General features: G+C 41.3%; 17 protein-coding genes. 13 read left to right on the forward strand and 4 right to left on the reverse strand.

Annotation, left to right across the window (positions count from 1 at the left end):
• Positions 1 to 72 precede the first annotated feature (72 nt).
• Genes ACM2FC_RS04835 through ACM2FC_RS04845 form a run of 3 tightly spaced genes read left to right on the forward strand, consistent with a single transcriptional unit; the run spans position 73 to position 2,636 of the window.
• Entirely contained in the window at positions 73 to 660 is a 588-nt protein-coding gene (locus ACM2FC_RS04835; RefSeq protein ID WP_498479730.1) for a TadE family protein, read from the forward strand.
• A 9-nt stretch (positions 661 to 669) separates the two neighbouring features.
• Positions 670 to 1,236, forward strand: a complete 567-nt coding sequence (locus ACM2FC_RS04840) for a TadE/TadG family type IV pilus assembly protein (protein WP_498479731.1) — start codon at positions 670 to 672, stop codon at positions 1,234 to 1,236.
• A gap of 11 nt (positions 1,237 to 1,247) precedes the next feature.
• Complete coding sequence (locus ACM2FC_RS04845; protein WP_498479732.1) at positions 1,248 to 2,636, forward strand: vWA domain-containing protein; 1,389 nt, start codon at positions 1,248 to 1,250, stop codon at positions 2,634 to 2,636.
• Here ACM2FC_RS04845 and ACM2FC_RS04850 read toward each other — a convergent pair.
• Complete coding sequence (locus ACM2FC_RS04850; RefSeq protein WP_498479733.1) at positions 2,633 to 2,836, reverse strand: hypothetical protein; 204 nt, start codon at positions 2,834 to 2,836, stop codon at positions 2,633 to 2,635. The two genes, ACM2FC_RS04845 and ACM2FC_RS04850, sit on opposite strands and share 4 nt — an antisense overlap.
• A gap of 395 nt (positions 2,837 to 3,231) precedes the next feature.
• On the opposite strand from ACM2FC_RS04850, the gene ACM2FC_RS04855 reads away from it, so the two are divergent.
• On the forward strand, positions 3,232 to 4,431 hold the full coding sequence (locus ACM2FC_RS04855; RefSeq protein ID WP_498479734.1) for a Bcr/CflA family efflux MFS transporter: 1,200 nt from the start codon (positions 3,232 to 3,234) through the stop codon (positions 4,429 to 4,431).
• A gap of 44 nt (positions 4,432 to 4,475) precedes the next feature.
• On the opposite strand, the gene ACM2FC_RS04860 is transcribed toward ACM2FC_RS04855, so the two are convergent.
• Positions 4,476 to 5,951, reverse strand: a complete 1,476-nt coding sequence (locus ACM2FC_RS04860) for a Na+/H+ antiporter NhaC family protein (protein ID WP_498479735.1) — start codon at positions 5,949 to 5,951, stop codon at positions 4,476 to 4,478.
• Between the two features lie 10 nt (positions 5,952 to 5,961).
• On the reverse strand, positions 5,962 to 7,305 hold the full coding sequence (locus tag ACM2FC_RS04865) for a glutamine synthetase family protein (RefSeq protein WP_498479736.1): 1,344 nt from the start codon (positions 7,303 to 7,305) through the stop codon (positions 5,962 to 5,964).
• A 293-nt stretch (positions 7,306 to 7,598) separates the two neighbouring features.
• Between ACM2FC_RS04865 and ACM2FC_RS04870 the strand changes: the two genes are divergently transcribed.
• The 9 genes from ACM2FC_RS04870 (at position 7,599) to ACM2FC_RS04910 (ending at position 17,537) form a co-directional block, all read left to right on the forward strand.
• Complete coding sequence (locus tag ACM2FC_RS04870) at positions 7,599 to 8,357, forward strand: gamma-glutamyl-gamma-aminobutyrate hydrolase family protein (RefSeq protein ID WP_498479737.1); 759 nt, start codon at positions 7,599 to 7,601, stop codon at positions 8,355 to 8,357.
• Between the two features lie 9 nt (positions 8,358 to 8,366).
• A complete protein-coding gene (gene puuR / locus ACM2FC_RS04875) occupies positions 8,367 to 8,924 on the forward strand; it encodes an HTH-type transcriptional regulator PuuR (protein WP_498479738.1) in 558 nt (185 codons plus the stop codon).
• A 41-nt stretch (positions 8,925 to 8,965) separates the two neighbouring features.
• Positions 8,966 to 10,450 (forward strand): aldehyde dehydrogenase, encoded by a 1,485-nt coding sequence (locus ACM2FC_RS04880; protein WP_498479739.1) that lies wholly within the window; start codon positions 8,966 to 8,968, stop codon positions 10,448 to 10,450.
• 64 nt (positions 10,451 to 10,514) lie between these two features.
• Positions 10,515 to 11,792 carry an NAD(P)/FAD-dependent oxidoreductase gene (locus ACM2FC_RS04885; protein WP_498479740.1) on the forward strand — a complete coding sequence of 426 codons (1,278 nt, stop codon included), beginning with the start codon at positions 10,515 to 10,517 and terminating at the stop codon, positions 11,790 to 11,792.
• A gap of 90 nt (positions 11,793 to 11,882) precedes the next feature.
• The gene (gene aguB, locus ACM2FC_RS04890) at positions 11,883 to 12,749 is read left to right on the forward strand and encodes an N-carbamoylputrescine amidase (protein ID WP_498479741.1); all 867 of its coding nucleotides are present in this window, start codon (positions 11,883 to 11,885) and stop codon (positions 12,747 to 12,749) included.
• Positions 12,750 to 12,762: 13 nt separating this feature from the next.
• Positions 12,763 to 13,845, forward strand: a complete 1,083-nt coding sequence (aguA, locus tag ACM2FC_RS04895) for an agmatine deiminase (protein ID WP_498479742.1) — start codon at positions 12,763 to 12,765, stop codon at positions 13,843 to 13,845.
• Between the two features lie 31 nt (positions 13,846 to 13,876).
• Complete coding sequence (locus ACM2FC_RS04900; protein ID WP_498479743.1) at positions 13,877 to 15,304, forward strand: NAD-dependent succinate-semialdehyde dehydrogenase; 1,428 nt, start codon at positions 13,877 to 13,879, stop codon at positions 15,302 to 15,304.
• A gap of 37 nt (positions 15,305 to 15,341) precedes the next feature.
• Positions 15,342 to 16,622, forward strand: a complete 1,281-nt coding sequence (gene gabT / locus ACM2FC_RS04905; RefSeq protein ID WP_498479744.1) for a 4-aminobutyrate--2-oxoglutarate transaminase — start codon at positions 15,342 to 15,344, stop codon at positions 16,620 to 16,622.
• Between the two features lie 144 nt (positions 16,623 to 16,766).
• On the forward strand, positions 16,767 to 17,537 hold the full coding sequence (locus ACM2FC_RS04910; RefSeq protein ID WP_498479745.1) for a substrate-binding periplasmic protein: 771 nt from the start codon (positions 16,767 to 16,769) through the stop codon (positions 17,535 to 17,537).
• A 50-nt stretch (positions 17,538 to 17,587) separates the two neighbouring features.
• On the opposite strand, the gene ACM2FC_RS04915 is transcribed toward ACM2FC_RS04910, so the two are convergent.
• Positions 17,588 to 21,205: a hybrid sensor histidine kinase/response regulator gene (locus ACM2FC_RS04915; protein WP_498479746.1), complete on the reverse strand. Its 3,618-nt coding sequence runs from the start codon at positions 21,203 to 21,205 to the stop codon at positions 17,588 to 17,590.
• Positions 21,206 to 21,211 lie beyond the last annotated feature (6 nt).

Consider the following 21,211-nt stretch of genomic DNA (forward strand, 5'->3'; position numbering starts at 1 on the left):
TAGAAATTGCGAGACTTTATCTCTTTATCAATCAACCGCGTATGGGAAATTGATGATTAGGTGGATAGCCCCATGGACAGAATAAAAAGGCTCAAATCGCCGAATAGAACAAGCTACTTAAAGGGTGAAATCTCTCATTCGCCTGTGAATGGTATTTACCTGAAAAGAGGGAGCTTGCACGCTACTCAACATCTAAATATTTCTCGCTCTATCTGCCGTAAAAAGGTTTACGGGGCAACGATTGTAGAATTCGCTATTGTCGCCAATGTCTTTTTTCTAACTCTTATGACAGCCATCGACCTTGCCTATTTCGGTTATGTAAAACTTACGATGCAACACGCGGTTCGAGAAGGCGCAAGATACGCAATAACCGGACGTTCTGACCTCGACCCAGACGGAACCAATGACCGATCTGCGGCGATACTAGAAAAGATCTCTAACTCTTCAAATGGATATTTAGCTAAAGTTAGTGATCAAGATGATATTCGGGTGGAGGATATTCATGGCAACGCGGTTGCGGGTTTTGGTGCAGCAGGGGAGATTGTAGCCATTCATATCGATTGTACTTGGCCGACAGCAAGCCCGTTTATTTACCCGATGGTTACTGGGGGACACTATCAGTTTACCGTCAGTGCAGCCATGAAAAATGAGGCATTTTAAGGTGACGTTATGAATAATTACAAATACAAAACCTTAAAGAAAAGCCAAAAAGGTATGGCTGCCGTTGAGATGACATTCGTTACACCAGTCATATTTCTTTATTTAGTTGGCGTGTGGGAGCTGACTGAAATGATTCAGGCAAACAGCATCATAACCAGCATAAGTCGTGAAGGGGCAAACCTAGTCGCTCGCAGCAGCTCTGAGACACCGCAGGAAGTCATGACCATCATTGCAACGACGTCAAGTCCGCTAGATCTCGACTCAAATGGAATCATTTATATTAGTCAAGTCATTGGGCAGGCAGATGCTGATCCTTACTTGAATGCTCAACATCGATGGTTAGATTTCGGCCTAAATTCAACGAGCGGTGTGTGGGGCGGGTGTTCTAGCTGGGACGATGAAGGTGAGTGTGAACTGCCTGACGAAGTAGCAAGCAAGCCAATACTTTCTGATTTCCCAATCGACTTAGCAGATGGTGAGACGGCATACGTCGTTGAAGTTTTTTATGACTATATTCCGTTTTCTAATTGGGTGTATGAAAGCAACTTTGTTATTCGCGATACTACTTACTTGTGAGGGATTCTAAAATGACTAAGAAATTGAAAACCTTCAGAACCCTCAAAAACAAAGGCTTAGTCGCGATAGCATCGGTAGTTGCTATGCCATTTCTTGTATTAGTCACTGGGATGGCTATAGATACGGGACGAGCATATTTGGTTCAAGCTAAATTGTTCGCTGCAGTTGATGCAGCTAGTATTGCTGCCGCCAGAGCGGTCGCGGATAGTGAATCTGCCGCAGCCGCAGCAGCGACAAAATATTTTAATGCAAACATGCCCAGTGGTTTCCATAAAAGTAGTGCTCAAATAGAAACAATTGGTTTTACTAATGATGCGGATGGCAATATTTCTATCGATATTTCCGCTTCTTCAAATATGTCTAACACGTTTTTAAGCTTCGTTGGCTACAGCTCATTTAATTTGGCTGCTCAGGCTCAAGTTGTTCGAAGGCCAGTCGATTTAGTTCTGGTTGTCGATAACACGACTTCTTTAAGGTTGGGGGCTATAGGGGATGTTACGGACGATGTGGTAGAGCGTTCAAAAGACTTTATTGGCAAATTTCACCAAGGTTTCGATAGAATTTCACTGGTTAAATACGCATTTGGTGCTGAAGTACCTGTGGGGTTTACGGTTGCGAGAGGTCATGACCGAAACCAAATTACGACGGAGATAGATGCGTTTGAGTTTGGTGATCTTTCAAATCCCCAGTACACCAATGCTTCCGAAGGCTTGTATTTGGCGTTGGAACAATTAAGAAATGTCACTAATCCAGCTAATTTACAGGTCATTATCTTTTTTACCGATGGCGCTCCAAACACGTTTGCTTCGAACTTCGAGTTTACCGACAGCAATACTTATGCTGGTGCGATTCGTTCAAGTGATGGCTCAAGCGGGACTCCAAGAGGTTTATGGGAACACGACAGCATAGCTACACGGTTATCAGGTAGTGGTTATCACGGTAGTAATATTGACGATAACTTGGAAGCATTACCAGATTATTATACTGCGCATGATACTGGCGCCACCGAATTTAATGTCTTAAATCCATTTCATCCAACAAGACCGGTTAGCCAGTATAATCGCTTTACTCATTCAGCCAATGATTTATACACCAGAGTGAACCGCGTTGCCCGCAACTTGGTTGAAGATATGGCGGAAGCCGCTAGAACTGAGGGGATCTATGTATTTACTCTTGGATTAGGATCCTCGTTAACGTCTGCATCTGGCCCTGATAATGAACAAGGTGAGGATTTACTGCTACGGATGGCGAATGACCCTGCGATGTTGGACGATGCGGGTTTGGCTGCTGATTTCGATGCGAATCAATTGCAGGGAGTATACTGTCATGCGGTCAATGAAGATGCACTAGGGCCTTGTTTCGATGAAATGTTAGATGTGATAATAAGACTAACACTCTAACTTTTCTTACCTTTGTTGGCGTTTGAATATTTGATGAAGTACTTTCTGATATTTCCTTCAAGTACTAAAATGTCTTCGCAAATCACTTCTACTTGGGATTCTACATCTTCTTGATTGGTAGTAATCTTGTTAAAGGTATCTACCAAATTCACCAAGTCCTGCTTTAACCTTTCAAATTCAGTGAGAGAGTCTGACTTCATGTCAAAAATCCTAGTGAGTCTATAAGACTATTTAAAAGTGATAAAAAGTATATTTATAAGCTAGTGTATTTTGCTAACGATAACAAACTGATTTCATATTTAGCAATAGATATTTTAGTTTTATTTCTCACGTCAACGTGGTCTTGAGAAGAGGCGACAACTAGTGATTGTTCTGTCAGAACTGAGATTTTGCTGCAAAGCCACAGCGGGTGTCAAAAGTCTATTTTCCATATTGTCGAATAATTATTTGTTCAGGGTAGTTACCTAAATCTTCGATTCAGTTTTCTTTGATGTAACTTTTTCAGTAAAGATCTTAAGTTAATATTATTAGCTACCCAAATTAAGCAAGTTTGATATTATCTTCGTCTCTATATGACGTTATTTGGCGAACTAAGATGACAGATAGTAAAAAAATATTCATAGCGTTAATTGTATATATAGTTAATCCTCTTGGGGGAATGATAATAGATATGTATGTCCCTGCTTTGCCGGACATTAAAGTATTTCTACACACTACAACTAACCTTACCCAATGGACATTTACCGTTGCCATCCTTGGTTTTGGTTTGGGGCAGCTAATATCTGGTCCATTATCAGATATTTATGGCAGGCGAAAAATAATACTAACAGGAATAGTCATTCAGCTTATTCTTTTTTTGGCCTTAGTTTATGCAAGTAATATACACCTATTTATTTTTCTAAGAGCAATTCAGGGTCTATCAATCGCTTTAATATGTATACCTGCTCGAGCAATTATAAAAGATATATATAGTGGCGACCAATTTAAGAAAGCTATGAATTGGGTGACGACGACTTTTGCGATGGGCATGATTTTATCGCCTTTTTTAGGTAGCTTATTAACAGTTTATCTTGGTTGGCACTCTGTATTTTGGTTTTTATTTGTCTATGTGTTGATTGCGGGCTTACTTATTTACTTTGTTGTACCCGAAACTAAATCTGACAATGCGACTTTGCTCGTGAGTAATGTAAAGAACAATTACATCGAATTGTTTACCCATAAGCGTTTTGTACTAATGATGTTGATGGCTGGAACGTTCAGTAGTTCATTGCCAGCATTCAATACTATCGGTCCTTTCCTTATCCAAGATGTCATGCATCTGTCTGCGCTAGACTACGGCAGAATTGCTTTGCTGCTTGGAGCGAGTTGGTTTCTTGGTAACTTACTAAGTCGTGCATTATTTCATGTATCTAGAGTAACAAAAACGATCGGTTGTTTTTTGGTTTCGTTATTGTCGGTTATTGGCGTCATTGCTTATTTGACTTACGGTGGCACTTTAAATCTATTTGTATTGGTAGCACCACTTGTTGTCGTAATTTTTTCTGCCGCAATACTGTTTCCAATCTATTTGGGCGAGTTGATCTCACCTTACGGTCATATCGCAGCCACTGCAAATTCAATCGTCTTTTCTGTGTCTTGGTTTATGAGTGGTCTACTGAGTTACTTAGCGGGAATGTTAAACGTGCATAGTGTTGTGCCGTTTTTATTTCTACTACTTATCAATACCTTGTTCGCAATTGTCATGTTTATTTGGATTGAGAAGAAAACGGTTGCACATACAGAGTGTCGAGGGTAGAGCGCTCATATAATTGAACGCTCTTTGCGAATGAGAGACTTTGATTATGCTGCAACTAGAAAAAACAGAGTGGTAACCACAAGTGCAACGATTACGTATGGAAACTGAGTGATGGCATGTTGCATGGCAGTACAACCTGATCCTTGTGCTGAGATAACGGTTGAATCACTAAAGAAGCAGGAGTGGCTGCCAGCAGCAGAAGCGGAAAGCAGCGCTCCTATTGTCAGATGTAACGGTACATTAAGGTGTGCAGCGAGCGGGAACACGATTGGCATTGCTACTGCAAACACGCCCCAAGAAGACGCGGTAGCGAAAACCAAAGCGCCTGTGACCAAAAAGATCACCGCTGGAAAAAACTGTGCTGATAAGTGTGGCCCGACGGTTTCTATTACATATTGTGTTATGCCTAGTGAATCGTTGACGTGTTTGAGCATGAAGCCACCAATGACAGTAGCCAATGGTAATAACATTACCTTTATTCCGTCATAGATAGCATCAAACATCTCATTCATGGTGATCAACTTTTGGACGCCATAAAAACAAATAGTAAATGCTATCGCGACAAAAACCCCAGCGAGCAAATCAATATCGAAGTACCAACTTGCCAAGACAAGAACAACCATTGGTAGCAAGAAGTTGATTAATCCCATGGTAGAGTTCGAATGTGCCTTAATATCCGAACCAAAATCAATATCTTTAGCACCGTCTGGCTTTGGTTTTCCAGCTCTCGCTCGACGCTCTGCTATTTTCATTGCTCCTAGGTCGGGTAGTTTTTCAGTCGCGACCAAAAACACCACAATAAGCGTTACCCAGCCATAGGCCATAAAAGGTATCGACTTTATGTATTCGTTGATACCTTGCCCGGAGGCGGCGACACCGTTGGCCTCTAGAAGAGAGCTGAAAAATACTGCCCAAGTTGATATTGGTACAATGATGCAGATTGGGGCGGCGGTAGAATCGACTAAATAGGCCAGCTTTTCTCGAGACACTTTGTAGTTATCAGTGACTTTTTTCATTGAAGACGAGATTGCAATAGCGTTTAAGTAGTCATCAATGAAAATAACAATGCCTAATATAAAGGTCATGAGTAAAGATTGCTTTCGGCTTTTGATTTTAGTTACAAGAACGTTACTAAAGCTTAAAATACTTCCCCCTTTTTCGAGAATTGCAATAAGTCCGCCCATCAGGCCACAAACCAAAATAATCCAAGCGATGGTATCGTTAACCATCACTTCCATAGAAATATCGACGATTTGTTTAACAGCGTTGTCAGGATTGAGCATCAAGGCTCCGACGATCGTTCCACAGAAAAGTGCTTCCACGGTCCGGTGAGTAGTCAGGGCGAATATCAGAACTAGAGCGGTTGGTAGCAGGCTAAGCCAGCCATACTCTTCTCCTTTTGGATGAGTAAAGCCGATATAGGTGAATAAGCTGAAGGTCAGTAAAACCGCCAAAACTAGCATAGCGTGTCTATTGAGATACTTATCCGGTGTATTTAGCACCGAGATTAGAGTGTTCATAGTGTTCTCCTTAAGCAGAGTGAAGCATCCAGTCGATCTCTAGTGGTGTAACGACTCGCTCGAAGTCGGCAAGTTCGCTGCGTTTGCAGGCTAGATACAAATCAATGAAGTCGCGAGAAAACTGCTTGGGCAACTCACTATTATCGAGCTCATGGAGAGCTTCAGACATACGTATGGGTAATGGTTGTGTGGGTTCGTTTAATGGAGGGGGGCAATCTGTAGCGCTAAACACAGAGCTAGATAGAACTCCGCTCAAAACTGTTGCAACTAACAAATATGGGTTTACGTCAGCACCCGCTATTCGGTGCTCAATACGACGATTTTTAGGATCGCTAATTGGTACACGAAAAGCGACACCGCGGTGGTTCTCACCCCAGTTGGCAGCGGTCGGAACATAGGCTCCAGGGGTAAACCGTCTATAAGAGTTCACATTGGGGCAGAGTAATGCCATTGTTGCGCTAGCTTGAGCCAGCATTGCCGCTAACGTTTGGTAGAACAGATCACTTTCCGAGCCGTCCGCCTGTGAAAATAGGTTGATGCCTTCGCTATCAAGCAAACTTAGGTGTACATGTTGTCCATTTCCTGCCTGATCATGAAATGGCTTCGCCATAAACGTTGCATCAAAGCCGTGTTGGTGGGCAACTTGTCGGATTAAACGTTTCGCATAAATGATGTCATCACAAGCTTTTAATACGTTACTAGAGTGGTTAAAGTTAATTTCAAATTGCCCGGGAGCCGACTCAGAAAGTGCACCAGAGGTGTTCAAACCTTGTACATCGGCTAATTGATTTAGGTCTTGCAAGAATTCAGAGTAATCGTCTAGTCCGTCAAGATGATACACCTCTGTTTCTGTTTCTCGGGTTTGCTTTGTCGGGTTTATTGCTGTTTGCAATTCACCGTTTACCCCTCTTTTCTTATCTACCAAATAAAACTCAAGTTCAAGCGCTATGACAGGATACTGCCCCTTGTTGTGCAACTCTTGAAGCATGTTTTCCACAATAGTTCGAGCAAATAAAGGGTGTGAAGTTGAGGTATTGTCATTGGTCATCGTGAGGAGTACTTGACCAGTATTCGGGCTAGTGGAAGGAATAAGCGTATTTGGAATGGGAAAACAAAGATGATCTGGCTCACCTAACTTTTCTCCTAAACCCGCAGATTCAACCACATTCCCTTTCGTGTCTAGAGATATTGTCGATAAGGGTAAAGCAACGCCTTTGGAGAGTTTGGTAAGCGCGCTAATTGGGATTCTTTTTCCTCTTGGAGTAGCATTAATGTCGGTAAAAACTAAATCAATATGTTGTCGGTTTGGCCACTTCTCTTTAAAAGTTGCCACTTCCTTTAAGAACGAATCCACGAATCTCTCCTTTGCCGTATCAACTAACGAAATGTGTGAGCGTGCTTTGAGCAATTAAGTACACGTTCAGGTCATGAAAATTTGTAATCGTGTTCGATATATCTAACATTAAATTTAACTAACTAGTAACATTTGAATGGTTAATGCTCAATATATATTCCATTTCTCATCAAGCCAGTTCAATTAAATGTGACATAAGTCTCTAAAAATCTTATTTTTAAAATATTATGTTGAATATATCGAACATGAGTTGTAGTGTTTTTGTTAAATAAAAATGTCATTGGGTTATTTTGATGGACGCTAATGTTTCACCGGTAATCGGCATTGTCACGTGTTCTAAAACGTTGGCTGGCTATGATATTCAAGCTGTAAATGAGTTCTATATTGACGCGATTAAACAATTTGGTGGACTGCCGATATTGCTACCCAGTGGCACTGAGAGTGCTCACGTTAAAGCGTACGCTGATTTATGTGATGGATTACTGTTTCCTGGTAGCCATTCAAATGTAGAGCCTAGTCGTTATGGCGCATCTCATGAAGAGACGTATCTCGATAGAGATAGAGATGAACTATCCCTTAATCTAATAAGAATGGCTCTTGATGCGAACAAACCTTGTTTAGGGATATGCCGGGGTTTTCAGGAAATGAATGTCGCACTTGGTGGAACTTTAGAGCCTTTTGTTCACGAGGCTGGTTATGGTGACCACAGAGAACGCGCGACTGAAGATTTCAGCGAAAAATATGCGTCATCGCACTCTGTTGTTGTCGAAGAAAAAAGCATGATGGCGAATTGGTTATCTGAATCTAGCAAGTTAGATTCGGATAGTCGTTTACTCGAAGTCAATTCGTTGCACTTTCAAGGTGTGAAACACTTGGCATCAAACTTATCAATTGAAGCCAAAGCATTTGATGGACTTGTGGAAGCTTTTAGCCTTCCCGATCACAAATATTTTATCGGTGTGCAGTGGCACCCAGAATGGAACGCTATTCACAATTCGTTCTCTCAGCTTTTGTTCAAAAATTTTATTATGGCTGCTTCTAATAATAACTAGGGCAGTTGCATGGAAAATGAACAAATAGGTAAAAGTATTAGTAGGTTAAGAAAAGAGCACGGTCTTTCCCAAAGGGAGTTAGCGGATAAAGCTGGAATTACTCATAGCGCCATTTCTTCTATTGAGAATGGCAAAGTAAGCCCTTCGGTGAGTTCGTTGCAAAAGATAGTGAACGTGTTTTCTTTATCTCTTTCTGAGTTTTTTACCATTGAGCATGAACAAAATGACGAAGCGAAAGTTGTCGTCAAACCAGAAGAACTTATTGAAATTGGTAATGATGCGGTGTCAATGAAGCTGGTAAGTTGCGGGAATAAATCACAAATTATTGGCTTTTTAATCGAAGAATATGCACCACATAGTTCAACTGGAACGGAACAAATCGAACATGAAGGAGAGGAAGTGGGCACCATATTACAAGGTGAACTTGAGCTCGAATATAATGGCGATACTTTTCAGCTAAAAGCTGGAGAGTCCTATATTATTGACACCACTTTACCTCATAAATTTACCAATCGAACTGATAAACCGTGCAAGTTGATTAGTGCACATACTCCGACATCGTTCTGATGTTTTGCGGTTAATTAATGTCTGAAGACTTGGGGACCAATATGAAAACTCAGCAAGAGTGGTTAGAAGCAAAAAATCGGTTAAAAATTGAATCAAATGCGTTTATCAATGGTGAGTATTGTCAAGCTAAAGCGGGTAAGCGCTTTTCGGCTGTAAACCCAGCCACTGGCGAAATTATTGCAGAAGTGACTAGGTGCACTTCTGAAGACGTAAATGATGCAGTTAAGTATGCTCGTGAAGCGTTTGATTTAGGGGAATGGAGTGATTCCTCGCCAAGCCACCGTAAACACGTTTTAGCTAAGTTTGCTGATTTAATTGATTCGCATAAAGAAGAGCTCGCTTTATTGGAAACGCTAGATACAGGTAAGCCCATTGCACACAGCTATTCTACGGATATCCCCGGTTCTGCAAATGCTATCCGATGGTACGCAGAAGCGATTGATAAGTGTTACGGCGAGGTTGCGCCAACCGAGAAAGATGTCCACGCCTTTATTGAACATCAAGCGATTGGCGTCGTGGCTGCCGTTGTACCTTGGAATTTTCCATTGTGGATTGCTTGCTGGAAGCTAGGCCCAGCCTTAGCTGCTGGATGTAGTGTGGTGTTAAAGCCATCTGAAAAATCTTCTTTGACCGCTATATATCTCGGTAAACTTGCCAATCAAGCCGGTATTCCTCAAGGTGTTTTCCAAGTTATCACCGGTTTCGGGCACGAAGTGGGTGACGTGCTAGCTAAACACCCTGACGTGAATTGCATTACATTTACTGGTTCGACGAAAGTTGCTCGCCAGTTGATGATAAGTTCGGGAGAGAGCAACCTAAAACGTGTATGGGCTGAAGCTGGCGGTAAAAACGCGAATATCATCTTTGAAGACTATCACGATCTTGATCGCGCTGCTGAAGCTGCGGCAGCAGGTTGTTTCTACAACCAAGGCGAAGTGTGTGTTGCAGCAACGAGGCTTTTAGTTCATGAAAACATCAAAGATGAGTTTGTCGACAAAGTTCTCTCTGCAGCGCAACAATTCCAACCTAAAGATCCGTTAAACCCCAGCTCAAGTATGGGGGCTTTGATAGACCAAGAACACAAAGATAAAGTTCTTCAATACATTAAGTTAGGTGTTGAAGAAGGAGCCACAGTGAAAGGTGGAGAAGACACTTTAGAAGTGGGCGCTTTCTTATCACCTTGTATTCTTGATGATGTTGACAACAGTATGCGTGTTGCACAAGAAGAAATATTTGGTCCAGTGTTATGCGTTATCTCTTTCAAAACTGAGCAGCAAGCTATCGAAATAGCGAATGACTCCATATATGGGCTCGGAGCCGCGATATGGACCGACAATATTAATCGTGCTCACCGAGTGGCGAAAAAGCTAGCGGCAGGGACGGTTTGGGTCAATAACTACAACGAAGGTGACATGACGGTGCCGTTTGGTGGATTCAAAATGAGTGGTAACGGTCGGGATAAATCGATTCATGCTATCGAGAAATTTACGGAAGTAAAAACCACTTGGATTCGACTACAGCCGTAGAGAAAGGCTTCTTTATAGTAAGTGAGAGAACATAAACAACGGTAATTACGCAAAGGAGAAGACGATGAATACCCATACTAGTTCCTATTACGCAGACTCAGTCGTTGATATGCCTGAATACCCTCAATTACGAGACAATATCGAATGTGATGTCTGCGTTGTTGGCGCTGGTTTCAGTGGTTTGTCGTCCGCTCTTCACCTGAGCGAAAAAGGTTATAAAGTTGTTGTTCTAGAGGCAACGAAAGTAGGGTTTGGTGCAACTGGAAGAAATGGTGGTCAAATCGTAAATAGCTATAGTCGAGACGTAGATGTACTAGAAAATCGCTATAGTGCTGACACGGCCAATGCGCTTTGTAGCATGATCTTTGAAGGTGGCGATATTATTCGCGATATTATCAAACGATATAATGTGGACTGCGATTTCAAAGCTGGAGCACTATTTGCGGCACTTAATAACAAGCAGCTTAAAGGGCTTGAAGATCAGAAGCTTAACTGGGAACGGTTTGGTCATAGTGAGCTGAGTTTATTAGACGCTAACGAAGTTTCAAAAATGGTTGGTAGCCAAGTTTACGTTGGCGCAATGCTCGATATGCGTGGTGGGCATATACATCCCTTAAAACTCGCGCTAGGTGAAGCGAAAGCGATGGTTTCTTTGGGAGGACAAATATTTGAACATTCAAAAGTTGTCAAATTAGACAAGGGCATGCACCCCGTTGTACATACAGAACATGGTCAAGTGAAGGCTAAATTTGTAGTCATGGCTGGCAATGCTTATCTCGGAGGTATTGAGCCAAAAATTAGCAATAAGGCTATCCCATGTGGCACACAAATTGTTGCGACCGAACCGTTATCTGACCAACAATTAGAAACAATCCTTCCGACAAATTATTGTGTAGAAGACTGCAATTATCTGCTCGATTACTTCCGACTCACCGCCGATAAACGGTTGCTATTTGGTGGGGGAGTCGTATACGGAGCTCGGGACCCGAAGAATGTAGAAGCGATGATTCGCCCGAAAATGGAAAAAGTATTCCCTCAACTGAAAGGTGTGCGAGTGGATTACGCTTGGACGGGAAATTTCTTGCTGACTTACTCCCGTATGCCTCAATTCGGTGCTTATGATAACAACTTTTATTATTTACAAGGGTATAGCGGGCATGGGGTGACCTGCTCTCACTTGGCAGGAAAGTTACTCGCTGAAACGTTATCCGGTCATTCTGAGCGATTCGATGCATTTGCTTCCCTAAAACATTACTCATTCCCTGGCGGTAGGCATTTTCAAGTTCCACTAACAGCATTGGGCGCTGCGTACTACAACTTGCGAGATAAGTTAGCAGTTTAATATTCCGTTAAATACTCCATTAATTGATTATCCGGTGAAGCCGAGTTTTAAGCTTGGCTAGGCCGCTGTGCGACAAATAAGGAAATTCTCATGAGTAAAATCGTTACTTTCGCAGTACTCCAGTTTTCAGTCACTTGGGATTTACAAGATAACTTAAAAAAATTCTCTGAAGCGATTCGCACTGCTGCCAAGAATGGCGCGAACGTTATCCTACCTCAGGAGCTATTTGCCGCGCCATATTTTTGTAAGAAGCAAGAAGCTAAGTATTTTGAATTGGCGGAATCTTGTGACAATAGCAAGCTCATTGAACATATGAGTGCGTTGGCTAAAGAGCTCAATGTGGTGATTCCAGTGAGTTATTTTGAACGCAGTGGGAATACATTTTTTAACTCGCTAGTCATGATTGATGCCGATGGAACAGTGTTAGAAAATTATCGCAAGTCACATATCCCGGATGGCCCCGGTTATAGTGAGAAGTTTTATTTTAGCCCTGGAGATACAGGGTTTAAGGTGTGGGAAACTAAATTTGGCAAATTTGGCGCTGGTATTTGTTGGGATCAATGGTTTCCAGAACTGGCCAGAAGTTTAGTGTTAAATGGCGCTGAGGCGATATTCTACCCAACGGCCATTGGCTCTGAGCCACAAGATGCGAGCTTAGATTCTCGGGACCACTGGCAAAGAACCATGCAAGGTCATTCAGCGGCAAACTTAGTGCCGGTACTTGCGTCAAATCGTACAGGAACTGAAGTAGATGACGGAATAGAAACAACTTTCTATGGCTCGTCATTTATCACAAACCATTTGGGTGAAAAAATCACCGAAGCAAGCCGAGATCAAGAAGAAATTATTTACGCCAAATTAGATCTAGATGAAGCAAGACAAGCACGCCAGTCTTGGGGGATATTTAGAGATCGTAGACCTGATCTGTACACTGATATCATGAAATTGTCCGTTTAAGACCGGAGGTGGTATGAAGTTGGATTCAACCCCAAAACTAGACGGATTTACCTTTCCGGCAGAATTCTCTCCTATTTCTAACGTCTGGTTGGCTTGGCCAGAGCGTCCAGATAATTGGAGAGAAAATGCGCTACCTGCACAAAAGAATTTCGCTCGAGTAGCTAATGAAATAGCCAGAGTGACAGCGGTGTCCGTGGCTGTAAGTAGAGAACAAATGTTCAATGCACGCAGATTACTTGATAGCGGTATTGAAATTGTAGAGATGTCTTATAACGATGCATGGATGAGAGATATCGGCCCAACGGTTTTAACTGATAATTTGGGTAACAAGCGTGGTGTTAGCTGGCAGTTTAACGCTTGGGGTGGTGAATTCAACGGACTTTATTCAGATTGGACAAAGGATAACCTCGTTGCATCACAGGTTTGCGACTTGTTAGGGATGGATTATTACCAAGCGCCATTTGTGCTGGAGGGAGGTGCGATTCATTCTGATGGAGAGGGCACACTCTATACTACAAAGGAGTGCTTACTCAGTTCGGGTAGAAACCCTGATCTATCCATTGAACAGATTGAAGGGTATTTAAAAGAGTACCTAGGCGTACGCAAAGTCGTTTGGTTAACTCATGGCTTGTACAACGATGAAACCGATGGTCACATTGACAACCTTATTCACATTATTGGGCCAGCTAAAGTGGTGTTGAGTTGGACAGATGATTTGAATGACCCTCAATATCAGCGTTCTTTGCTCACGCTTCAAGAACTACAGAAACAAACGGATGCTAACGGAAGACAAATAGAAGTGATCAAATTGCCCCTGCCGGGCCCACTTTATTATAGCTGTGAAGAAGTACAATCGATATCGCACTCTGACGGTATGCAAAGAACTGAAGGTGAAAGGTTAAGTGCTTCATACGCAAATTTTTTGATGGTTAACAAACATATATTTTTGCCTCAATTTGGGGATAAATATGATCGGAAAGCTGTCGAAATTTTGTCATCTTCTTTACCAGAATATGAAATAGTACCTATTCCTTCGCGAGAAGTTTTACTAGGAGGAGGGAATATCCATTGCATCACACAGCATATTCCCGCGTAGCTTTTGAGACTAATAACAAAAGGTTGCACCCATGAAAGATATCAACAACTCTAGTTTGCTAGCAGTATTAACAGAAGAAACCAATCAAACTATACAAGTATCTAACCCTGCGAATGGTGAAGTCGTCGGTTATGTACCCTTTCAGAGTGAAAACGGCATTATCGATGCGATAGAGCGCTCCCACAATGCTCAACGCACTTGGTCTGAATTACCTGCAAAATTACGGTCAGAAAAACTGAATAAGTGGTATCAGTTAATTATTGAAAACCAAGAAGATTTAGCTAGAATTTTGACGAGCGAGCAAGGAAAACCATTATCAGAAGCTCGCGGTGAAGTCTTATATGGCGCAAGCTTTATCCAATGGTTTGCCGAAGAGGCGAAGCGAAGTTATGGCGAATCAATTCCCGCGCCGACGCAAGACAAAAGAATTGTCACCATCAATCAGCCTATTGGTGTGGCGTGCGCTATTACGCCTTGGAACTTTCCAATCGCAATGATTACACGTAAAGCTGCGCCTGCATTGGCTGCTGGATGCAGCTTTATTGTTAAGCCTTCTGAACTCACTCCCATGTCTGCATTTGCTATTGCAGAACTTGCCTATCAAGCGGGGATAGAACGCGACATTCTGCAAGTTGTCCTGGGAGAGACACCAGAATCCATTGGCGAAATTTTCTCCACACATCCTTTGGTACGGAAGCTGTCTTTTACTGGTTCAACGCGCGTTGGCAGTATATTGATGAAACAGTGTGCGGGTGATATCAAGCGAACTTCAATGGAATTGGGTGGCAATGCGCCGTTTATTGTGTTTGAAGATGCCGATATCGAACAAGCGGTTCAAGGTGCTATTGCTTCCAAGTTTAGAAATGCAGGGCAAACGTGTGTTTGTGCCAATCGATTTTATGTCCATTCCAGTGTTTACGATAAATTCGTTACCAAATTCGATACTGAAGTGAAGAAGCTGAAGGTAGGCAATGGTTTAGAAAACGATGTGGATATTGGTCCAATTATAAGCGTTAAAGCGAAAGAGAATATACAAGCAATAATTGATTGTTTCATTGAGCAAGGTGCTTCCCCTGTTTCTTCGCTTAAGCATCTAGATGGTCAGTTTATGAATCCAGTGATACTGAAGGATGTTAAGCACGGAATGAAAGGGGTGCAATCCGAGATCTTTGGTCCTGTCGCTCCTGTCATTCAGTTTTCGACTGACGAAGAGCTTATCGATATGGCCAACGACACAATCTATGGTTTAGCGTCTTACTTTTATAGTCAGAATATTCACCGTGTTTGGAAAGTTGCCGAGGCATTAAAGTATGGCATGGTTGGTATTAACGAAGGCATGATTTCGACAGAGGTTGCCCCTTTTGGTGGTGTCAAACAATCAGGAATAGGCCGAGAAGGGGCGAAACAAGGATTGGAAGAATACATGGATGTGAAATATCTATGTTTTGGTGGCATGTAAAGTGGTTGGTAAAACTATAACGGCGAGGAAGAAATCAATGACAAACAACTCATGGCATGAAAGAAGAAGTCAAGTTATTGCAAATGGTATGGGAGCTGCCTATCCACTTTATGTCGCTAAAGCAAATAATGCCCACGTTTGGGATATTGAAGGAAATCAATATATCGATTTTGCGGCAGGCATAGCTGTTACCAATACAGGACATAATAACTCTCGCATTACGGAAGCAGTAAAGAATCAGCTCGATCAATTTTCGCACACTTGTGCGATGGTTACGCCTTATCCATCCTTTGTTGAGCTGGCAGAAAAGCTAACAGAGATAGCGCCAGGCAAGTCGGCTAAAAAAGCTATCTTTCTCACGACCGGTGCCGAAGCTGTCGAAAACGCGGTGAAAATAGCCCGCGCTCATACAAAGCGCAGTGGCGTTATTGCATTTAAAGGCGGGTTTCATGGCCGGACTAATTTGGCCATGGGATTAACTGGGAAGGTTGCTCCCTATAAGGCTGGCTTTGGACCGTTTCCGGGTGAAATCTACCATGCGCCATATCCGAACGCGTTTCACGACGTATCAGTTGAGCGAAGTGTAAGCGCATTAGAGGATATATTTACCTGTGACATAGAACCAAGCCGTGTAGCAGCGATAATTTTCGAACCAGTCCAGGGGGAGGGAGGGTTTTATCAAGCTCCAGCTGAATGGGCACAGGCAGTTCGTGCGATTTGTGATAAGCACGGTATTATGATGATTTCAGATGAAATACAGACTGGTTTTGCTCGAACGGGAAAAATGTTCGCGACTGAATATCTAAATATCGAACCTGATATGATGACCATGGCCAAAGGTATTGCTGGTGGTTTTCCTATTTCAGCCGTTGTGGGTAAAGCTGAAGTCATGGACTCGGCCGGTGTGGGTGGTTTAGGTGGAACCTATGCTGGTTCACCATTAGGCTGTGTAGCGGGATTAGAAGTATTGAAAATCATCGAGCAGGACCAACTTTGCAATGCAGCCCTGAGTATAGGTGAGCAAGTAAACAAGCGTATGCTTGACTTAAAGCATAAGGTCGCGGTTATTGGTGATGTTCGAGCGATTGGTGCAATGATAGCGATAGAGTTCACTGATGCCGAAACAGGGGAGCCGTTACAGCAATTAACTAAAGATGTCATTGCTAAAGCTCAAGATTCAGGTCTGATATTACTTTCTTGCGGTATAAAGTCTAACGTTATTAGGCTATTGCCTCCGTTAACGATTGAGCATGAAGTTTTAATCGAAGGTCTAAGTAGATTGGAGCAGATTATTTTATCATTGACAATGAATTATTAAAAAATACATAACTTATTAATTTATCAGTAGTTAATGGTAACCCTTGCGATAATATGTTGTAAGGGTTATTTCTTTTTTAGAACCAACCCTCAAGAAAGTGCTACATTTAAAAAACGTAAAAGGAAATTACGGTGATTATTCACGATGAAAAAGTTTATTATTGCTCTAATTGCTTCTGTTCTTTGGGTAAATTACGCATACGCTGAAAAAGAGAAAATATCTTTTTGTTTTGACCCATGGCCTCCCGTTCATTCTCTAGATGGGACGGGTAAACCTATCGGATTATTTATAGATTTAGTCGATGTGATGTTCGTAAAAAACTTAGGCATGGAAGTGGAATATGTGCAACTTCCGTGGAAACGCTGTCAGTCATATGTAGAGCTTGGCACAGTTGACTTTATGATAACGACTAAGACTCCTGATCGGACTAAATATTCTACGGCCACTGATTACTCTGTGTACGATATGTACAACAGTGTTTATACCTATAAAGGAAACAAGAAACTAGATGCAATAAATGGTATTAAAGAGCCGAAAGATGTTGCGACTAATAACTTTACCGTTGTTACATATTTGGGAAATGGTTGGTACAAAAAGAATTTTTCTGAATATAAAATTAATACAACGTACCTCAATAATATTACCCCTGCAATTCAATTCTTAGCAACGAAAAGAGCGGATTTGTATATTGGTGGAGATATCGTGGCTAACTACCAAGTTAAACAACATAATTTGGAAGATAAGATAGTTCAAACTAAAGTTGGTTTTGATCCGTATTTAATGAAAATCATGGTCTCCAATAAATCTAAATACCTTAATAAAATGCCTGAAATAAATCAGGAAATTAAGCAATTCCTAGCTTCAGATCAATATGCAGAAATTGTTTCTAGGTATAGCTTAAATGATTCAAATTAAGCTCAACTATAGAGCGACATTTGGCCTACTCTTTTAGAGAGTAGGCTTGTTTATTTCTTGGGCGAGGTTTGTAAAATTTTCAGAGCGCAGTCAAAATCGAATTCCTCTAAAGCATGGCTGATACTTTTTAACTCAGAGTCGCTCACACCAATGATTTGGCTATTGTTTATTGTGCTAATGTAACTGAGTGCGCTGGTGTCACTTTGTTTGATTAGTTCAAATAATGTTGAGTATATATTTGGATCATAGTTGATATGAGCGTCTGTGTTATCTCCAACTGTTGGAGTGCTTTCACTTTGTCTGAAATCTGGATGAGAAGTTATACTCTGGATAACTACCTCTAGTGAAGAAACTAATTGCAATTGGGTCTGTAGGTCTTCAAGATTTTGTTCGTAGCGCTGACATATTTCATGCAGTTGATTCGCACCTAAGTTTCCAGCAACGCCTTTTAACGTGTGAACATATATCTTTCTAGCAGATATATCTTGGTTGTTGAGTAATCCTTTAACTTGGTCTATGTCTTTGTAACTCGATAAGAATCGTTTTACTAGTTTAATGTATAGATCTAGATTACCGTTTGTACGCTTAAGGCCCTCGGCAGTATCTATTCCGTCAATTTGAATTTCAATTTCTTGCTCAGAGGTATGGTCAACAGTGTCACTGATGGAAATCGGATTTTTTGGAGTTATCCATTTAGCTAGAGTGCTGAACATACTGCTAACATCAATTGGCTTGGCGATCATATCATTCATACCAACTTGGATAATATTTTCCCTGTCTTTTTCCATCACGTTGGCCGTCATTGCTATGATAGGTATTTCGGTATCAGAAAGCTCAGAGCGTATGTATTCAGTTGCTTCGTAACCATCCATAACTGGCATCTGGCAGTCCATAAGGATTCCATCGAATGGATTTTGCTGATATAAGTCGATAGCTACTTTGCCATTTTCTGCCACTGTCACTTGGATGTGCTGTCCCTCTAGTAGTTCAATGGCCACTTCTTGATTAATTTCATTGTCTTCAACTAAGAGTACATTTGCACCTGCGAGCTTTTTAACGTTCTCTACTAAATCGTGCTCATCTTGTTCATTTTGGCTTATGTGAGATGTTTCTACATCAAATAGATTGGCAATAGCGCTATATAGATTAGAGTGGATAACTGGTTTATCGACAATATAAGGAGTGGGTAAGTCCCTCTTGTGCATTGCTTCTGACAGCTCTTCTCTGCCATGTGCAGTCATCATAATCACTTTTCCATACCCCGAAAGTGTGTATCGTTTTTGTAGGTGCGCAATTAAGTCAACACCATTTTTTTTGGGCATTTGCCAATCGACGATGAGTAAGTCGTAAGGGGATGATTCGTCTATTTTCTGTTCAAAAAGTTGTAAGGCTTTATCAACGCTATCAACACTGGCGTTCTTCATACCGATCGAGTCAAGGATATCAGACACAATTAAACGAGCACTGGCATTATCATCGACGATCAACGCCGTTAACTTCTTAAGCTCTTCCGAAGCTATTGAGTTCGATTGGTTTAACGCTTGACTAATTTTGGCCTTAGTCGTGAATGTAAATGTGGAACCTTTTCCAAGCTCACTTGTTACCGATATATCTCCTCCCATAAGAAGGCTTAGCTCTTTACTAATCGCTAAACCTAGTCCGGTGCCACCATATTTTCTTGTTGTTGAAGTATCAGCTTGGGTAAATTTATTAAATAGCTTTGAGCATTGTTCGGGCGACATCCCAATGCCACTATCAGATACACTGCACCGTAAAGTAACGTGATCATTGACCTTTTCATCTAAAGCAATATGAATCTTAACTTCGCCCTTTTCGGTAAATTTGACGGCATTGTTAGCGAGGTTGATGATGATTTGCCCTAGTCTAAGTGGATCGCCAACTAGAGCTGTCGGTACATCATTTTCAATATGTATAAGAAGCTCTAGGCCTCGTTCTGATGCCCTTAATCCGACTAAGTTTGAGACATTATCCAAAACATTTTCTAAATTAAAGTCTACCGACTCTATATCAAGCTTACCTGCTTCAATCTTGGAAAAGTCTAAAATGTCATTGATTAAACCTAGTAAGCTATCTGCTGAAAGCTTAACCTTGTTAATATAGTTTCTCTGGGTTTTCGAAAGCTCAGTTTTTAATGCCAAGTAGCTCATGCCAATAATCGCGTTCATTGGTGTACGAATTTCGTGACTCATATTGGCCAAAAAATCTGATTTAGCTTGGTTTGCAGAATCAGCTTCGTCTCTAGCTTTCGCTAATTGTTTGGCAAATTTTTCTAAAGCGTTGTGAGACTTATTTGCCAAGATACCAAGCAGCAATAAGGTGATAACGAACATCAAACCACCAACAGCAATATATTTAATAAAACCACCTGAATTTTCGACAATATCTAACTGCTTGTCATAGGTTGGCTTTATATAATTAACCATTGTTTCGTATGAGCTATCGAGTTGAGCGAGCTGAGAGTTAATCGCTGTTTTTTTGCGTACCAGTTCTTCAAAAAGTGACAGATATCGACTACTGTTGAAAGTGATTTTTTCGATCGATATTTCTTCAGTTTGCGACACTTTTTGCTCACTCAATAACTGAACTGATTTGAGTGCATTATCTAGTTGATCTAGGACTTCTTCGGCCAGTTGCTTTTGTTGCACAGGTGACGTTGAAATGAAATAGTCTCTATCTAACTGTTGAGCAGAGCTAATATAGGTGTGCAGTGTTAGCAAAATTGTCCCGAAAGTCAGCTCGTCACTTATATTCTGTTGCTGAAGAGCTAGCTTTCCCTGTATATCAACGATTTTTTGTTGATAAAAATCCTTTAAGCTCAATGTGGAACGAGTGAGTTCATCACCTGAACTTTCCACTATTTGAGTTATATGACGTTTTTGGGAGTTCGAAAATTTAGCGAGGTGTTTCAATTGTATGCTGGTTGTAAGGTATCGATTGACAGAGTTTCTTACCAGCAGAATTTTACTCTTGGTTTCAGCATCATCTGTTTTTTTTAATAGTTGGCTAATGATGAGGTTAATGTACGAAAGCTCGTGTTGATATTGAGAAAATGCACGAAGTTGACCTGTCCCCATATAAGATTTTAAATAGCGTGTTGCATTATGGATATGCTCAATAATTTTTTGTGACTCAAGAGTGTTTTGGGTAATTGAGTCTAAATAAGCCCTTGTTTGGTTGACTTGGGCGATGCCTTCTTCGACCAATTGTTTATGCTTAAGTTGAATCTCATGAATAGTTGTTGCAACGACTTCCGCAGCCTCAAACATTTTGGCTCGAATTGAAACTGCGAGCGTATCTGTTGAGACATACTTTTTGTATTCTGTCGAATATTCATCTAGATATAATTCAACTTTGTCGCGTTCAATTGAAGGTGTAAGCTGAGCTAGGTTTTTAGCTTGTGCAATTTCAGCTAACATCTTGTTTGCTGTGTCTGTATTTGGAAGGTTAACGTAGCTTTGTTCAAGCAGTTTCATTTTGTCTATCGAGGACAAAATTTGCGCATTGTGGGCGTATTGGTCGACCGTATCAAACCGGTTGCTCAGGCTTCCCCAAGCGATGGCACCTGCTACAATTAGCAGGACGGAGGCCAATATAAATCCAGAAAGTATTCTCTTAGAATCGATCGAGTAATTGACGGGTTGCTTCATATTATT

The sequence above is a fragment of the Vibrio sp. A37 genome (assembly GCF_059777565.1).

What these genes read in the sequence shown, in the direction of transcription:
- aguA (WP_498479742.1), top strand. Translation starts at nt 12,763, where the DNA reads ATGAAGTTGGATTCAACCCCAAAACTAGACGGATTTACCTTTCCGGCA.
- gabT (WP_498479744.1), top strand. Translation starts at nt 15,342, where the DNA reads ATGACAAACAACTCATGGCATGAAAGAAGAAGTCAAGTTATTGCAAAT.
- ACM2FC_RS04850 (WP_498479733.1), bottom strand. Translation starts at nt 2,836, where the DNA reads ATGAAGTCAGACTCTCTCACTGAATTTGAAAGGTTAAAGCAGGACTTG.
- ACM2FC_RS04900 (WP_498479743.1), top strand. Translation starts at nt 13,877, where the DNA reads ATGAAAGATATCAACAACTCTAGTTTGCTAGCAGTATTAACAGAAGAA.
- ACM2FC_RS04855 (WP_498479734.1), top strand. Translation starts at nt 3,232, where the DNA reads ATGACAGATAGTAAAAAAATATTCATAGCGTTAATTGTATATATAGTT.
- ACM2FC_RS04870 (WP_498479737.1), top strand. Translation starts at nt 7,599, where the DNA reads ATGGACGCTAATGTTTCACCGGTAATCGGCATTGTCACGTGTTCTAAA.
- ACM2FC_RS04910 (WP_498479745.1), top strand. Translation starts at nt 16,767, where the DNA reads ATGAAAAAGTTTATTATTGCTCTAATTGCTTCTGTTCTTTGGGTAAAT.
- ACM2FC_RS04860 (WP_498479735.1), bottom strand. Translation starts at nt 5,951, where the DNA reads ATGAACACTCTAATCTCGGTGCTAAATACACCGGATAAGTATCTCAAT.
- ACM2FC_RS04880 (WP_498479739.1), top strand. Translation starts at nt 8,966, where the DNA reads ATGAAAACTCAGCAAGAGTGGTTAGAAGCAAAAAATCGGTTAAAAATT.
- ACM2FC_RS04885 (WP_498479740.1), top strand. Translation starts at nt 10,515, where the DNA reads ATGAATACCCATACTAGTTCCTATTACGCAGACTCAGTCGTTGATATG.
- aguB (WP_498479741.1), top strand. Translation starts at nt 11,883, where the DNA reads ATGAGTAAAATCGTTACTTTCGCAGTACTCCAGTTTTCAGTCACTTGG.
- ACM2FC_RS04915 (WP_498479746.1), bottom strand. Translation starts at nt 21,205, where the DNA reads ATGAAGCAACCCGTCAATTACTCGATCGATTCTAAGAGAATACTTTCT.
- ACM2FC_RS04845 (WP_498479732.1), top strand. Translation starts at nt 1,248, where the DNA reads ATGACTAAGAAATTGAAAACCTTCAGAACCCTCAAAAACAAAGGCTTA.
- ACM2FC_RS04835 (WP_498479730.1), top strand. Translation starts at nt 73, where the DNA reads ATGGACAGAATAAAAAGGCTCAAATCGCCGAATAGAACAAGCTACTTA.
- puuR (WP_498479738.1), top strand. Translation starts at nt 8,367, where the DNA reads ATGGAAAATGAACAAATAGGTAAAAGTATTAGTAGGTTAAGAAAAGAG.
- ACM2FC_RS04840 (WP_498479731.1), top strand. Translation starts at nt 670, where the DNA reads ATGAATAATTACAAATACAAAACCTTAAAGAAAAGCCAAAAAGGTATG.